Genomic DNA, 15,341 nt, shown 5'->3' with positions numbered 1-15,341 from the left:
CTTGCCCTCCAGTGGCGGTTCGCCCCAGGCAGGTGGCAGCCTGACCGGGGCCGTTGCTTGTGGGATGTTGAAACAACGTGAGAGGATTGCGGTCAAGCACTTCCGCTTCGAGCTGCGCGGCAAGCGTCGCATCCACCAGAGCCCGGGCCCGGCGCACATCACCGCCTGCCGTCCGTGGCTCGTGGCAGAGTTCGCGCTGCTCAAGCCGGAGCTGGTGGTCGTCCTCGGCGCCACCGCCGCCAAGGCGCTGCTCGGCCCGTCGTTCCGGGTCACCCGCTCGCGCGGCCAGCTCATGCCCTGGCCGGCCTCCGCCCAGCACCCCGAGGACTTCCCGGTGGCGGAGATCCAGGCGCTGGCCACCATCCACCCCTCCGCCGTGCTCCGTGCCGACGACCGCGATGCGGCCTACCAGGGCCTGGTAGACGACCTGAAGGTCGCTGCCACGGCGCTGGCTTGATCGGTACGCCGACAGCACTGGCCGTCCCGGAGCCACGGTCGATGCGGTACGTGGTCACGGACTGCTGGTCGAGCGCGTGAAGGTGGTCTCGCGGTGGTTGCCGCAACCTGAGCTCTCGACGGCTCTCTGCCGAAGATGGTTCCGTACATCGACGTAGTGACTCGTGTCTCATCGAGCCGGGCGGTGCGCTGTGCGCCCCGTCGACCGCCGTTACCCCGCGAGTAGGCTTTCCCAGTGCGGTTGACGGACTTCTGGCAGCGTCTTGAGCAGGCCTTCGGGTCAACGTACGCGCGCAGTCTCGCCGCCGATCACGCCTTCTCGGACCTCGGTGGACGGACGATCGACGAGGCCATCGCGCAAGGTGTCGATACGGCTACGGTCTGGCGAGCCGTTGTGGCGGCGTACCCCGATCGGGTGCCCGCGGGGCTGCACTGACAGGTTTTTCGTACGTTTGTTCTGGCGTGTCGCTCGATCGTCGTACACGTGTTCGGCTATTGTCGCCAACGGCGTGGTCATCCACAGCCCACGACCGGGCGGCGGATTTCTGTCATACCCACCGTCTAGCGTGACCGCGTGGTGAACAGAAGCTCATCGGCGAAGACGCCTGCGAAGTCGAATACAGGGGTGGCGGACATGGTGGCAGGACCTGACCGGGACAAGGCTCTCGATCTGGCATTGGCACAGATCGACAAGCAGTTCGGCAAGGGCTCGGTGATGCGGCTGGGAGAGCGGCCGGTCGTGCAGACCGCCGTCATCCCGACCGGGTCGATCGCCCTGGACGTGGCGCTCGGCGTCGGCGGTCTTCCGCGCGGCCGGGTCATCGAGGTCTACGGACCGGAGTCCAGCGGTAAGACCACGGTCGCCCTGCACGCGGTGGCCAACGCTCAGCGGGCCGGCGGCATCGCCGCCTTCATCGACGCTGAGCACGCACTCGACCCGGAATACGCGCGGGCGCTCGGCGTCGACACGGATGCACTGCTCGTGTCGCAGCCGGACACCGGCGAGCAGGCACTCGAGATCGCGGACATGCTGATCCGTTCCGGCGCGCTCGACATCATCGTCATCGACTCGGTCGCCGCGCTCGTGCCGCGCGCCGAGATCGAGGGCGAGATGGGTGACAGCCACGTCGGTCTGCAGGCCCGCCTGATGAGCCAGGCGCTGCGGAAGATCACCGGTGTCCTCAACAACTCCGGCACGACCGCCATCTTCATCAACCAGCTGCGCGAGAAGATCGGCGTCATGTTCGGCTCGCCCGAGACCACGACCGGTGGCCGCGCCCTCAAGTTCTACTCGTCGGTGCGTCTCGACGTCCGCCGCATCGAGAGCCTCAAGGACGGCACCGACGTGGTCGGCAACCGGACCCGCGTCAAGGTCGTCAAGAACAAGGTCGCGGCCCCGTTCAAGCAGGCCGAGTTCGACATCATGTACGGCAAGGGCATCTCCCGCGAGGGCTCGCTGATCGACGTCGGCGTCGAGCAGAGCATCATCCGCAAGTCCGGCGCCTGGTACACGTACGACGGTGACCAGCTCGGCCAGGGCAAGGAGAAGGCACGCGAGTTCCTCAAGGAGAACCCGGACGTCGCCGCCGAGATCGAGAAGAAGATCCTCGAAAAGCTCGGCGTCGGCCAGACCACCGGCGACGCCGCAGGTGGCCCGGAGCTCCCCCCGGTCGACTTCTGACCGAACACCAGCCCGAGCCGGCACCCCGCCGACCCGGTACCGCCGTGAGGCTGGCGTCGCATGAGCAGCGGCGCCGCCCTCAACCCGACGTCGCCGTTGGGCCGACGGCGCGGTCGAGGTGACGCCGTTCTCGTTCTGGCGGCGCTGCCCTCGGCCCGGCGTCGCTGTTGGGTCGACGGCGCGGTCGAGGTGACGCTGCTCGCGTTCTAAGCGACGCCATCGTCGCGTCTTGTCGACATAGCGTGGCTGTCGGCCTCGACGTCGCTGTCGGCCTCACGTGGCTGTCGGGCTGGCCTCGCTGTCGGGGTAGGGCGTCGTTCTTGAATCGGCGTCGCTGTCGGGCCGGTGTCGCTTTGGGTCGGCGTCGCTGTCGAGGTGACGTCGCCGTCGGCCTAGCGTCGTGGGGTGGGCTGGCGTCGCGGCCGGAGGAGGCCACTACTTCTGCCCGCCCGACGGGCCCATGGAATAGGCGGGCAGAACACACAAACGAGGAGGCGTTGACCGGTGGCCGGACGTCGTGGTGCGCGCGCCGGGAGGGGTTGGGACGCGATTCCTCCCCGGCACCCTCGTGACAAGTCCCCTTACCATGCCGATGCCGATCGAGACGCCTCTGACCGCGCCATCTCCAACCACGACGTCTCCGACCAGGACTTCGCGGACAGCGGCTTACGGCACAGCGGCTTCGGGGACAGCGGCTTCCGGGACGGCGACCTCCCGAACAGCGACCTCCCGCGCCGCGGCCGCGACTCCTCCGATCGCCGGGACAGCTCCCGAGGGCGCCGGGGTCGGCCCGGCGAGGCCGCGGACCGCCCGGCACAACCGCCGAAGTCCGAAGCCGAGCTGGCCCGCGAGATCTGTCTCCGGCAACTCGCGGTACGACCCCGGACCCGCGCCGAGCTGGCCAAGATCCTGACCCGCAAAGAGATCTCCGAAGAGGTCGTCGCGGAAGTTCTGGACCGCTACGACGAGGTCGGCATCATCGACGACGCCGCCTTCGCGCGAGCGTGGGTGTCGAGCCGTCATCACGGTCGCGGGCTGGCGCGCCGGGCATTGGCCAACGAGCTCCGGCAGCGTGGTGTCGACGCCGAGGTGGCGACCGAGGCGCTCGAGAGCCTCGACGAGGAGGAGGAAGCCGCCACCGCCCGTACCCTGGTGGAACGGAAACTTCGAGCGGCCACCGGCACGCCGGACCAGATCTTCCGCCGCCTGGTCGGCATGTTGGCCCGCAAGGGTTACCCCGCCGGCGTGGCGATCCGTGCCGTCAAGGACGCGCTCGCCGCCCGCGACGCCGAAGCCGCCGAATTCGCCGACCAGATCGACCCCGACGCCCTCGCCGACCACGAGGCCGGTAACCCCTCGTGACTTTCAGGGCTACGAGCCCGCGACCGGATCATCGCGATCACGTTCTCGCACCGACCCCTGCGGCTGTCTCGGCCCCGACTCTCACTCCGCAGCCACCGCGGCGACCGCCTCCACCTCGATGAGCAAGTCAGCACGAAACAAACCCGCCACCTGGACCAACGAACTGGTGGGCGGGCGCTCGGTGTTGACGAACTCATCGCGTACGGCCCGCACAGTGTCCAACGCCGAGGTGTCGACGACATAGATGGTGAGCTTGAAGACGTCGTCCCACGTCGCTCCAGCGGCGGCCAGAGCCGCTTCGACGTTCCGCATCGCCAGGCGGGTCTGTGCGGCCCAGTCGCCGGCGGGCGCCGCCGTGCCATCCGCTGCGATAGGCACCTGACCGGACGTCCATACCAGTCGGCTTCCCGACGCGATGCTCGCCGCGTGGCTGTACCCGTTCGGCGGCGGCAGGGTCGCGGGTGTGAAGAACTCGATGGAGGTCATGCGGGCACTCTAGGGCTCCCGACTTCGGCGACTCGAAGACTTGTCGGGGCCGGCGGACTGTGCTCGCCAATGACATGCCGAGCGGTCGCAAATCGCCTCCCGGAATCGATGTGAAATCGATACAGGAGCAGGCGCCCGTTCGTGGAACGCGGTATTTGGCAAGGGATGGTGCACAACCTCCGAGCAGGCGGAACGCTTCGCGATCATGCGCTTACGGCTCGTTGCCGTTCGATTCCGAAGGTACGCCCGACTTCGCCCGTATTGTCAACGGTGGATGGAGGTGATCCACTCCCAGCCGGTAATCTGCCTCTCCGGACTCCTGGAAATGATTGTCCATTGAAGACTGACCGGTCTTAGGTACGGGGAGGAACATGCGAACCAATCAGCTCGCACGCCACCGTGGCGTGCGTGCCGTTGCGCGGCTGGGCTTCATGGTCGGTGCCGTCGGCGTGGCTGCCCTCGCGGGTGCCTCGTCGGCAGCCGCCTCCACCACGGAGATTCACACCCGTGGTGTGGCGGTGCTCGACCAGCCTGCCGCCACGTCCGAGGACGACCCGGTCACCAAGGCGGCCGACGAGGGCAACGAGCCCGGCAACAACGACCCGGGCACTCCGGGTGACCCGGGAACCCCCGGCGATCCGGGCACGCCTGGCGACCCGGGTACGCCGGGTGACCCCGGCACTCCGGGTGACCCTGGTACGCCGGGTGACCCGGGTACGCCCGGCGACCCGGGCACGCCCGGCGACCCCGGCACTCCGGGCGACCCGGGGACCCCGGGGGATCCCGGCACGCCTGGCAACCCGGGCGGCGGCGGGGGCGGCGACAACCCGGGCGAGACGCCTGGTGGCGGGAACAACCCGAACGACCCGACGACGCCTCCCGGATCGGGCGAGGGCGGTGGCACCGGCGACAACGGTGGTTCCAACGGCGGCAACGGCGGCAGCGGTGGTTCCAACGGCGGCAACGGCGGTACGAACAACGCCGGCGGCACCGGTGGCGGATCCAGCAATGGCGGGGGTCTCCCGGTCACCGGCACCGACGTGATCAGCATCGCAGGCGTCGGCGCGGCGATCGCCGCGGGTGGCGTCGGCCTCATCCTCGTGACGCGGCGTCGTCGCACCGAGGACGCGGACGTCTGATACGCGCGACGCCACGGCTGTCGAGCGGTTCGTGGGAAGCATCACTCATCGCCCGCGAGCCGTTCCCGGCCGGCTGGTAACGAAACGGAAGACGATGGACCCGCGGCCCTTCTGGGCTGCGGGTCCATTCCTTCGGATGGATCTTTGCGGGCCGTCGCCGATCGCGCTCGACTGGTAATCTGCATCGTCGTGACAGACGATTCCCACGGCACCCGGCGCGCCGGTGACCCCCTTCCCGGGGACGCCGAAGCGACGCCCACGGCCGCCGGACCCGCGGGAGCTGTCGGCCACTCCGGGACGGTCGTCCCGTCGCAGGTCGGCGGAGCGCCGCGCCCGGGCGGGGGATACCAGAACAGTGCGGCCCAGGGGATGGGCCCGGTGAGCGAGGCGGCTCACGGCTACGGAACGCCCCTGGGCGACGGTGCTCCGGTGAGCGGTGCCGCGGCATCCGATCCGGCCGGTGCCCGCCCGGCCTCCGGCGCGCCGCCTGAGCCAGGCGCTGCCGCTCCCGCCTACTACAACGCACCCGCAGCCCCCCAGCACGGCGGAATCCCCGCTCAGAGATCGACTACGCCCTACGGACCCTTCCAGGGCAACGCCGAGGGGTGGACCTCCGCCGCGGAAGGCACGCCAACCTCCGGAGCGGCTCTCGACTCCACCGCCGGTTCGCAGGCGCCCGCCGGTCCAGCTCCTGCCGTCGGTTCGGTCTCGATGACCGGCACAGCTCCGACTCCCGGCCCGACCCCCATGACGGGTGCCGGTCCCGCCTCCGGAACTGCGGCCTGGTCCGCGACGCCGACCCCCACGACGGGTGCCGGTCCCGCCTCCGGAACTGCGGCCTGGTCCGCGACGCCGACCCCCACGACGGCTGCCGGTCCCGCCACCGGAACCGCAGCCTGGTCTCCGACGCCGACCCCCACGTCGGGGGCAGGTCCCGCCTCCGGACCCCCGGCCTGGTCTCCGACGCCGACCTCCGGCGCAGGCGTGGACCAGTACGGCCTCGACCTCGGCGGCCCCGACCGCTTCGGCCCCACCAGCGGCGCAGGCGGCGGCGCCGGGGACTCCTACGGGGGCGCGCCCGCCAGCCCGAACCGCTTCGACCCCACCAGCGGCGCAGGCGGCGGCGCCGGGGACTCCTACGGGGGCGCGCCCGCCAGCCCGAACCGCTTCGACCCCACCAGCGGCGCCGGGGACTCCTACGGGAGCGCGCCCGCCAGCCCGAACCGCTTCGGTCCGACCAGCGGCGCCGGCGGGACCTCCGACCCCTACCTCGCCGAGACCCCGGATCGATTCGGGTTCGAGGTCAGCCCGAGCTACGGCTCCGGCCCGCGCATCGAGCCCACCCCCAAGCAACCCCGTGGCCGTTTCCTGTTTCCCGCCCTCGCCGGCCTGGTCGCCGGTTTGCTGATCTTCGGTACGGGCGGCTGGTTCCTGGGCCGCTCCGGCGCCCACGATGACCCGGCGCCCACGCCTACGGTTGCCGCTCCCAGCCCGACTCCCAGCGCGAGCCAGGGCGTCTACGAGCAGAACCAGATCGCGATCAACCAGCCGAAGTTCGCCGGGTCGCTGGGGAGCGTCGCCGAGGGCTGGCTTCCGCACCTTTCGGGTTGCTCGCGGAGCGGTGAGAAGAGCGGGCCGAAGCTGAACCGGGGGGAGAAGGTCCGGGTCCGCTGCGAGATGGACGCCATGAGTGTGATCTTCGTCGAGTACGCGACCACCGCGGACCGGGACAAGGCGCGGGTCGCCACGCTGGGCCAGAACGTCGACGCGCGTACGCTCACACCCGGCGTCGGGGCGGCTGCCGAGCGGGCCACTCCTTCGGGGCGCACGAACGGCAACTACGTCGAGTACGCCTACAAGGTCTCGGGGCGTACCGTGGCCGGCATCTGGTGGGACGACAACGCCACGCCGGTCGCGGCGTACCTTCTCGCGTTCTGGAAAGAGGGCACCGGTGAGAAGTGGGAGCCGATGCGCGACGTCTGGGCCCGCTACGCCTGAAATGCCCTCACCCTGCGTGAGCAGGGGCTGAGCGGGTCTGTGCCGTACGTCCCATCCGCTGCCGAATCATGAGTCCTTGACCGAACCGGCTCTCGCGACCTAGCCTCGCGTTACACAAGGTTTGCTCGACCATCGAAGGCTAAGCGCACAACATAGATCGCATTACTTTTCGGCATCACTTCCGGTCTTGGACGGGAGGCCCGGCGACCCCATCGCCGCCAGCCGACCGCCCTTCCGGTGGACTCGGCACTCCCGGCAAGCGGGCGGCCGACGGCGAACCCGGCAATGGGGACGTCCGGCGGACTGCTGGCGACGCCGGGCGATCCCGAGCGTGCAGGGTCACACAGCGGACCCGAGGCGCAAGGGTGGCGCTGGGCCGCCGACCGGCTCAGGGAGGTCAGCACCAGGCAGAACTGGCATACCGGTCACGGTCGGCAGGAACCGGCAGGCGTAGCTGGAACCCGGGCCCCGAGCCTGGGCTCGAGCGGACGTCGGCGGTTCGGCCCGAGTTGACCCATGCCCGGGATCACTGGTGAAGAGGCAGCCAAAGCCGGTGGACGCCGGCCCGAACCGGCGCACGTCCGAACCGGCGCATGTCGGAGCGGCCCAAGGCTGAAGGGCCGAACCGGCCCAAGGCCCGCCGGCGATGCCAAGCCACCCGCAGACCGCGGCGGGCGGCAGCACCAACCACTCGCGGTCACCAGCCTTTGGTCGGGCATCCCTTACCCGCGCTCGGCACGAGTCGCCTCGCTTACCGCGAGACGCCCCGCGCCCGTGCGGAACGCCCGCGCTTCGCGCAGGACAAGAACCGGCCCGCAGAGCCTGCGGCGTGGCGAAGGGAGAAGCGGCGAGATGACGCCCCTGGACTGGGTGCTCGTAGTAACGGTCGTCCTTCTCGCCGGAGCCGTGGTCACCGGCCTGATACTCGGCACCCGGGCGCTGCGCCATCTCCAGGATTCCCGTTCCGCCGATCAGGAGAACCGGGAACGCACGCTGCACGCCGCCAAGGCCAAGGTCGATGACGCGAACGCGAAGGCTGCCTCCGTACGCGCGGAAGTCGCCGCCGCGAAGGCCGAGGCGACCGCCGCCCGGGCCGAGGCCCGGCGGGTTCTGGAGTCGGCGCACGAGGAGGCCGACACGATTCTCGAGCACGCCCACCGCCAGGCCGAGTCCGATGCCGAGCAGGTTCGCATCGCGGCCCGGCGCAGCGGCGAGCGTGAGGTCGCGCTGCTCAACACGACCGTGAAGGAGCAGGCCGCGGAGGTCGAGCGGCGGGCCGCCCGGATCGACGAGCGGGAGCGCCTGCACGCCGAGGAGGTGGAGCGGCTCGTCGAGCGGGAGCGTCGCCTCGCCGCCATGGACGCCGATCTGACCGCCCGCGAGGGCGCCCTGAGCGCGCGGGAGGCCGAGCTTGCCGAGGCCGAGGAGCAGCACCGGCGGGAGCTGGAGCGGATCGCCAACCTGAGCGGGGAGCAGGCCCGGGCTGAGCTGATCGAGACCATCGAAGGGCAGGCCAAGCGGGAGGCCGCCATTCTCGTGCGTGACATCGAGACCGAGGCGAAGCGCACCGCCGACACCCGGGCCCGGCACATCGTCGTGGACGCGATTCAGCGTATCGCCAGTGAGCAGACGGCCGAGAGCGTCGTCAGCGTGCTGCATCTGCCCAGCGACGAGATGAAGGGGCGGATCATCGGCCGGGAGGGGCGCAACATCCGGGCGTTCGAGTCGACGACCGGGGTGAACCTGATCATCGATGACACTCCCGAGGCGGTGCTGCTCTCCTGCTTCGATCCGGTGCGCCGGGAGGTCGGCCGGTTGACGCTGGAGAAGCTCGTGCTGGACGGCCGGATTCATCCGCATCGCATCGAAGAGGTTTTCGAGAGTGCGAAGAACGAGGTCGACCGGCTGTGTGAGCGGGCCGCCGAGGAGGCGCTCGTCGACGTCGGGATCACCGACATCCACCCGGAGCTGTCGACGCTGCTGGGCCGGTTGCGCTACCGCACCAGCTACGGGCAGAACGTGCTCAAGCATCTCGTGGAGACCGCGCACATCGCCGGGATCATGGCCGCCGAGCTGGGCCTGGACGTGCCGACGATCAAGCGGTCGGCCTTCCTGCACGACATCGGCAAGGCGCTCACCCACGAGGTCGAGGGCAGTCATGCGCTGATCGGCGCGGATCTGGCCCGCAAGTACGGCGAGTCCGAGGATGTCGTCCACGCGATCGAGGCGCACCACAACGAGGTGCCGCCGCAGACCATCGAGGCCGTTCTCACGCAGGCCTCGGACGCCTGTTCCGGTGGGCGCCCGGGGGCGCGCCGGGAGAGCCTGGAGGCGTACGTGAAGCGCCTGGAGCGGATCGAGGAGATCGCCGGCGGCAAGGCGGGGGTCGACAAGGTCTTCGCCATGCAGGCGGGGCGCGAGATCCGGGTGATGGTCCGGCCGGAGGACGTCGATGACATCGGCGCCGCTGTTCTGGCCCGCGACGTGGCCAAGCAGATCGAGGAGGAGCTGACCTACCCGGGTCAGATCCGGGTGACGGTCGTCCGCGAGTCCCGCGTCACCGAACTGGCCCGCTGAGGACCAAAGTCAAGATCTGGATGTCGTAGCCTCAGTGGGTGGTGCAGACCGTCACTCCCGTCGAGGCCGGGCGCGGGCAGCCGAGGAGCTGACGCTCCAGAACAGCTACCCGCACCCTTCATGCTGCGCGAGTGGTCACCCTCAACCCTGGGGTTCGGCTACTCGGCCACCGTCGGTGGCGACCACCGCGGCGCGGACGCGTGGTGCCCGTCCGGTGCGCCGGGTGCGCCGCTCCAGAACCCCGGCGACGTAGGTCAGCGACGCGTTCAGCAGGATGTAGATGACCGCTGCCACCATGGCCGCGGCCACGATGTTGCCGAAGTTGGCGCCGAGCGTGTTGACGCCGTTCTGCAGCAGCTCGGTGTAGCCGATGATGTAGCCGAGCGCGGTGTCCTTCACCAGCACGACGAGTTGGCTGACGATCACCGGCAGCATCGCCCGCGCCGCCTGGGGCACGAGGATCTCCTGCATCACCTGGCTCTTCAGCATGCCTATGGCGTAGCCGGCCTCGCTCTGGCCCCGGGGCACCGCGCGGATGCCGGCCCGGAACGCCTCCGCCAGCACGGAGCCGTTGTAGAGGGTGAGACCGGCGACGACGGCCCAGAACGGCGGCATCGGCTCCTCGGTCAGGAACGGGATGCCGTAGAAGATGAAGAAGATCATGAGCAGCAGCGGTACGGCGCGGAAGAACTCCACCACCACGCCGGCCGGGATGCTGATCCACCGGTGGTCGGAGAGCCGCCCCACGGCGAAGACCAGGCCGAAGACCAGCGACAGCAGCATGGCGACCGCGGCCGCGCTGATCGTCGACCAGAGGCCCGGCAGGATGTAGTCGGTCCAGGTGGAGCTCTCGAGGAAGGGGCGCCACAGCGGGGCCGCCCACTGGCCCTTCTCGTCGAACTTGCGGTAGATCCACCACAGCAGGCCCACCACGGCGAGTCCGAAGACGACGGTGAGCACCAGGCTGCGCATCTTCGCGCGCGGCCCCGGGTGGTCGTAGAGGACGGCGTCGGTGTTGCCGCTCATCGCTTCACCGCCAGACGGTTGGCCAGCCAGCCGAAGAGGTAGCCGGTGGGGATGAGGAAGGCGGCGAAGGTGCCGGCGAAGACGAGGAAGATCGGGATCACGGCGTCGCCGTTCGCGTTGATCAGGTCCTTCATCGCGCTCGAGGCTTCCATGAGGCCGATGGTGCCGACGATCGTGGCGTTCTTGGCGAGGGCGATGAAGATGCTGCCCAGCGGGGCGATCACGGCCCGCCCGGCCTGCGGCAGGATGATGATCGTCAGGGTCTGGAGGAAGGACATGCCGACGGCGCGGGCCGCCTCGGCCTGCCCGGCGGGCACCGTGTTGATGCCGGAGCGGATGGCCTCACACACGAACGCCGCGGTGTAGACGGAGAGGCCGACGACACCGAGCCAGAAATTGTTGAGGACGAGGTCCTCGGACAGGGTCACGCCGAGGGCCGAGTACAGGCCGAAGTAGCAGAAGAAGATGATCAGCGTCAGCGGCGTGTTCCGGAAGATCATGACCCAGGCGGTGCCGAAGCCGCGCAGCACGGGGATCGGTGAGACCCGCATCGCGGCCAGGATGACGCCGAGCACCAGGGCGCAGACCGTCGCGGCGGCGGTGAGCTTGAGGATCCAGAGGAACCCGGTGACGTACGTATCGATGTTGGTGGGATCGGAGAAGACGTCCATCACCCTCGCTTCCTCGCGACGCCGAAGGAACAGAACAAGCGCCGCGCAGCGACGCCGAAGGAACAGGAACGGCGGGCGGGGCCGGCACTCACACCGGCCCCGCCCGCGTCGCGGTCGCTCAGCTGCAGTTCGTCAGCTTGGTGACGTCCAGCTCGGGGGCCGGCTTGCCGCTCTTGCCGAGCGTGCTGTCCCAGGCGGCCTTGTACGAGCCGTCCGTCGCCGCCGCCTTCAGAATGTCATTGATCTTGTTGCAGCCCGCGGTGTCGGTCTTCTTCAGGCCGATGCCGTACGGCTCGTCGCTGAACTTCTTGCCGACCACCTTGAACTTGCCCGCGTACTGCTCCTGGGCGGCGTAGCCGGCGAGGATGATGTCGTCGGTGGTCACCGCGTCGACCGTCTTGTTGGCCAGCGCCTGCACGCACTTGGAGTACGAGTCGAACTGCTGCAGCGACGCGTCCTTGTAGTCGGTCTGGATCCGCTTGGCCGGCGTGGAGCCGGAGACCGAGCAGACCTTCTTGCCGGCCAGCGCCTCCGGTCCGGTGATCGTGGAGTCGGTCGGCACCAGCAGGTCCTGGCCGGCGATGTAGTACGGCCCGGCGAAGTTGACGACCTTCTTGCGCTCGTCGTTGATCGTGTACGTCGCCACGACGATGTCGACCTGGCCCTGCTGGATGAAGGGCTCACGGTTGGCCGACACGGTGGTCTTGTACTCGATGCCGGTGTCCGGCACCCCGAGTCCCTTGGCGATGATCTTCGCGATCTCGATGTCGAAGCCGGTGTAGGTGCCACCGGTCTGCAGGCCGAGGCCCGGCTGGTCGGCCTTCACGCCGACGACCAGCTTCTTCTGGCTGCTCGCCTTGTCGACGATGCCCTTGGCCGAACCCGAGCCGCTGTCGTCTCCGCCGCATGCTGCCGCGGCCATCGCCAGGGCGAACGCCCCGGCCACAGCCGTCAATCGGGTGATGCGCATCGCCACACTCCTCCTAGGGGAAAAACGGTGTCCGGAATGGACGGATCAGTGCGTGAGGATCTTCGAGAGGAAGTCGCGGGCGCGCTCACTCTTCGGGTTCTCGAAGAAGTCGGCGGGGGTGGACTCCTCGACGAGCTGGCCGTCGGCCATGAAGACCACCCGGTCCGCGGCGTGCCGGGCGAAGCCCATCTCGTGGGTCACGACGACCATGGTCATGCCCTCCTTGGCCAGCGACGTCATGACGTCGAGCACCTCGCCCACCATCTCGGGGTCGAGGGCGCTGGTCGGCTCGTCGAAGAGCAGCGCCTTCGGCTGCATGGCCAGGGCGCGGGCGATGGCCACCCGCTGCTGCTGGCCACCGGAGAGCTGGGCCGGGTACTTGTCGGCCTGGTTCGCGATGCCGACCCGTTCGAGCAGGCTCATCGCGCGTTCCCGTACCGAATCGGCCTTCTCCCGCCGGACCTTGACCGGGCCGAGCATGACGTTCTGCAGGATGGTCTTGTGCGCGAAGAGGTTGAACGACTGGAAGACCATCCCCACCTCGCTGCGCAGCCGCGCCAGCGCCCGCCCCTCGGCGGGCAGCGGGCGGCCGTCGAAGGTGATGGTGCCCGAGTCGATGGGCTCCAGACGGTTGATCGCACGGCACAACGTGGACTTGCCCGACCCCGACGGTCCGATCACGACGACCACCTCGCCACGGGCCACGGAGAGGCTGACATCCTGCAGAACGTGCAACGGGCCGAAGTGCTTGTCGACGTGCTCCAGAACGATGAGAGGCTCACTCGTCGTCACCGTCTGACCACCGTCCCGTCGTTGGGTTCACTCGGATGGGGTCACTCTAGGGGGACGGGTGTATCGGTTCGCGCCGAGAATGGTCACGGAGCAGTAACACCGCAGGTGCTCGCGGGAAGGGATGTCCACGATGAGCGGTATGGCTGACGCCGATCCGACAGACGGTCTCTGGAACTGGTGCGCCGCGGGCACGCTCGACCCGCGAACGGTCCGCGCGGCCGTCTCGGGCGCCCTGCAACGTCCGGTGACGACACTGGACGCTCCCGCCGGTGACGCCGTGCTGTGCGACGTCTGGCACATCGGCGGCGACTTCCCCACACAGATCGACTGTTATCTCACCCCCGGCGACTTCGCCGAGGCGACGACCGCCAGCGCCGTCGCGGTCCGGCTCGGCGCCGACCTCCTGCTGCCCGACGACACCCTCAACCCCACGAGGTACGTCCTGGCCGAGCCCGACGGCACGCTGCGGGCCGTGCACGTGGACGAGGTCGAGACCGACGACGGTACGGAGCACCGCCACGTACGCCCGTGCACCGGCTCCGACCCGGAGTGCGCGGCCGGGCCCGGCTGTTCGCGCTCGAGGTGGAAGCCGGCGTCGGCCCCGGAGCGCCCGGCAGCCGCTTAGGGATTCGGCGTCGCGGGGGACTACCCTGGTCAATTGCCATGACTGAGACCCCGCAGAGCGCCGCGCCCCGCACCTATGACGTGCGCACGTACGGCTGCCAGATGAACGTGCACGACAGCGAGCGCATCTCCGGCCTGATGGAGGACGCGGGCTACGTCCGCGCGTCGGACGCGGACGCGGCCGACGTCGTGGTCTTCAACACGTGCGCGGTCCGCGAGAACGCGGACAACCGGCTCTACGGCAACCTCGGTCACCTGCGTCCCACGAAGCTCAGGAACCCCGGCATGCAGATCGCCGTCGGCGGCTGCCTGGCGCAGAAGGACCGCGGCGACATCGTCAAGCGCGCGCCCTGGGTCGACGTCGTCTTCGGCACCCACAACATCGGCTCGCTGCCGGCGCTGCTCGAGCGCGCCCGGCACAACCAGGAGGCCGAGGTCGAGATCCTCGAGGCGCTCGAGGTGTTCCCGTCGACCCTGCCCACCAAGCGCGAGTCGACGTACGCGGGCTGGGTGTCGATCTCCGTGGGGTGCAACAACACCTGCACGTTCTGCATCGTGCCGTCGCTGCGCGGCAAGGAGAAGGACCGCCGCCCGGGCGAGATCCTGGCCGAGGTCGAGGCCCTGGCGCGCGAGGGCGTCCTCGAGGTCACGCTGCTCGGGCAGAACGTCAACTCGTACGGCGTCGAGTTCGGCGACCGCCTCGCGTTCGGCAAGCTGCTGCGCGCCTGCGGCGAGATCGACGGGCTGGAGCGGGTCCGCTTCACCAGCCCGCATCCCAAGGACTTCACCGACGACGTGATCGCGGCGATGGCCGAGACCCCGAACGTCTGCCACTCGCTGCACATGCCCCTGCAGTCCGGCTCCGACCGGGTGCTGAAGGCGATGCGCCGCAGCTACCGCTCGGAGAAGTACCTCGGCATCATCGACAAGGTCCGGGCCGCCATGCCGGACGCCGCGATCACCACGGACATCATCGTGGGCTTCCCCGGCGAGACGGAGGACGACTTCGAGCGCACCCTCGACGTGGTGCGGCAGGCCCGCTTCTCCAGCGCGTTCACGTTCCAGTATTCGAAGCGTCCGGGCACGCCCGCCGCGACGATGGACGAGCAGCTGCCGAAGCAGGTCGTGCAGGAGCGCTACGAGCGGCTCATCGCCACCCTCGAGGACATCACCTGGGCGGAGAACAAGCGCCTGGTGGGGGAGACGGTCGAGGTCCTGGTCGCGGTCGGCGAGGGGCGCAAGGACGAGCGTACGGGCCGGATGAGCGGCCGGGCCCGCGACGGCCGCCTGGTGCATTTCGCCACGGGCGGCACCACCCCGCGGCCCGGGGACATCGTCGAGACCGTGATCACGTACGCGGCCCCGCACCACCTCAACGCCGACGGCGAGCCGCTGAGTCACCGTCGCACCCGCGCGGGCGACGCGTACGAGGCGGGGCGCCTGCCGAAGATGCCCGGGGTGTCCCTGGGCCTGCCGACCGTCGGTGTCCCGGCGCCGCTGCCCGCCACCACCGGCGGCTGCGCGCTGTAGGAGGCCTCAGCTCGCCACCGGCGCGACCG

At 69.7% G+C, this 15,341-nt stretch carries 13 protein-coding genes and 1 pseudogene; 9 read left to right on the top strand and 5 right to left on the bottom strand.

The genetic code is table 11. The features are described 5' to 3' along the window. Nucleotides 1-88: 88 nt before the first annotated feature. The 4 genes and pseudogenes from AB0J80_RS37485 to AB0J80_RS37470 all read left to right on the top strand — a co-directional run. A pseudogene (locus AB0J80_RS37485) lies at nt 89-457 on the top strand (uracil-DNA glycosylase family protein); the annotation flags it as partial. Nucleotides 458-691: 234 nt separating this feature from the next. Further along, nucleotides 692-892: a DUF3046 domain-containing protein gene (locus AB0J80_RS37480; protein ID WP_364714477.1), complete on the top strand. Its 201-nt coding sequence runs from the start codon at nt 692-694 to the stop codon at nt 890-892. Nucleotides 893-1,090: 198 nt separating this feature from the next. Then, a complete protein-coding gene (gene recA, locus AB0J80_RS37475; RefSeq protein WP_364714475.1) occupies nt 1,091-2,137 on the top strand; it encodes a recombinase RecA in 1,047 nt (348 codons plus the stop codon). A 504-nt stretch (nt 2,138-2,641) separates the two neighbouring features. Further along, the gene (locus tag AB0J80_RS37470) at nt 2,642-3,499 is read left to right on the top strand and encodes a regulatory protein RecX (protein ID WP_364714473.1); all 858 of its coding nucleotides are present in this window, start codon (nt 2,642-2,644) and stop codon (nt 3,497-3,499) included. Nucleotides 3,500-3,580: 81 nt separating this feature from the next. Here the strand turns inward: AB0J80_RS37470 and AB0J80_RS37465 are convergent, their stop codons facing one another. Continuing rightward, the gene (locus AB0J80_RS37465; protein WP_364714471.1) at nt 3,581-3,985 is read right to left on the bottom strand and encodes a RidA family protein; all 405 of its coding nucleotides are present in this window, start codon (nt 3,983-3,985) and stop codon (nt 3,581-3,583) included. 371 nt (nt 3,986-4,356) lie between these two features. On the opposite strand from AB0J80_RS37465, the gene AB0J80_RS37460 reads away from it, so the two are divergent. The 3 genes from AB0J80_RS37460 to rny all read left to right on the top strand — a co-directional run bounded on the left by AB0J80_RS37460 (nt 4,357) and on the right by rny (nt 9,699). Continuing rightward, complete coding sequence (locus AB0J80_RS37460) at nt 4,357-5,124, top strand: collagen-like protein (protein WP_364714470.1); 768 nt, start codon at nt 4,357-4,359, stop codon at nt 5,122-5,124. 984 nt (nt 5,125-6,108) lie between these two features. Continuing rightward, nucleotides 6,109-7,122: a hypothetical protein gene (locus AB0J80_RS37455; protein ID WP_364714469.1), complete on the top strand. Its 1,014-nt coding sequence runs from the start codon at nt 6,109-6,111 to the stop codon at nt 7,120-7,122. Nucleotides 7,123-7,974: 852 nt separating this feature from the next. Then, nucleotides 7,975-9,699, top strand: coding sequence for a ribonuclease Y (gene rny / locus AB0J80_RS37450; RefSeq protein ID WP_364714468.1), 1,725 nt, complete (start codon nt 7,975-7,977; stop codon nt 9,697-9,699). 141 nt (nt 9,700-9,840) lie between these two features. On the opposite strand, the gene AB0J80_RS37445 is transcribed toward rny, so the two are convergent. From AB0J80_RS37445 to AB0J80_RS37430, 4 genes are all read right to left on the bottom strand, one after another. Then, nucleotides 9,841-10,725, bottom strand: coding sequence for an amino acid ABC transporter permease (locus AB0J80_RS37445; RefSeq protein WP_364714467.1), 885 nt, complete (start codon nt 10,723-10,725; stop codon nt 9,841-9,843). Continuing rightward, nucleotides 10,722-11,396 carry an amino acid ABC transporter permease gene (locus AB0J80_RS37440; protein ID WP_364714465.1) on the bottom strand — a complete coding sequence of 225 codons (675 nt, stop codon included), beginning with the start codon at nt 11,394-11,396 and terminating at the stop codon, nt 10,722-10,724. The genes AB0J80_RS37445 and AB0J80_RS37440 overlap by 4 nt, the downstream gene beginning before the upstream one ends. Nucleotides 11,397-11,514: 118 nt before the next feature. After that, a complete protein-coding gene (locus tag AB0J80_RS37435; RefSeq protein WP_364714464.1) occupies nt 11,515-12,366 on the bottom strand; it encodes a glutamate ABC transporter substrate-binding protein in 852 nt (283 codons plus the stop codon). A 45-nt stretch (nt 12,367-12,411) separates the two neighbouring features. Then, nucleotides 12,412-13,158, bottom strand: coding sequence for an amino acid ABC transporter ATP-binding protein (locus AB0J80_RS37430; protein WP_364714463.1), 747 nt, complete (start codon nt 13,156-13,158; stop codon nt 12,412-12,414). 139 nt (nt 13,159-13,297) lie between these two features. Between AB0J80_RS37430 and AB0J80_RS37425 the strand changes: the two genes are divergently transcribed. After that, on the top strand, nt 13,298-13,783 hold the full coding sequence (locus AB0J80_RS37425) for a hypothetical protein (RefSeq protein WP_364714462.1): 486 nt from the start codon (nt 13,298-13,300) through the stop codon (nt 13,781-13,783). A gap of 38 nt (nt 13,784-13,821) precedes the next feature. After that, complete coding sequence (miaB, locus tag AB0J80_RS37420; RefSeq protein ID WP_364714461.1) at nt 13,822-15,312, top strand: tRNA (N6-isopentenyl adenosine(37)-C2)-methylthiotransferase MiaB; 1,491 nt, start codon at nt 13,822-13,824, stop codon at nt 15,310-15,312. Nucleotides 15,313-15,341: the final 29 nt, after the last annotated feature.

The organism is Actinoplanes sp. NPDC049548 (assembly GCF_040676695.1).
Lineage (GTDB): Bacteria > Actinomycetota > Actinomycetes > Mycobacteriales > Micromonosporaceae > Actinoplanes.
This window is presented reverse-complemented; position numbering and strand designations above follow the sequence as displayed.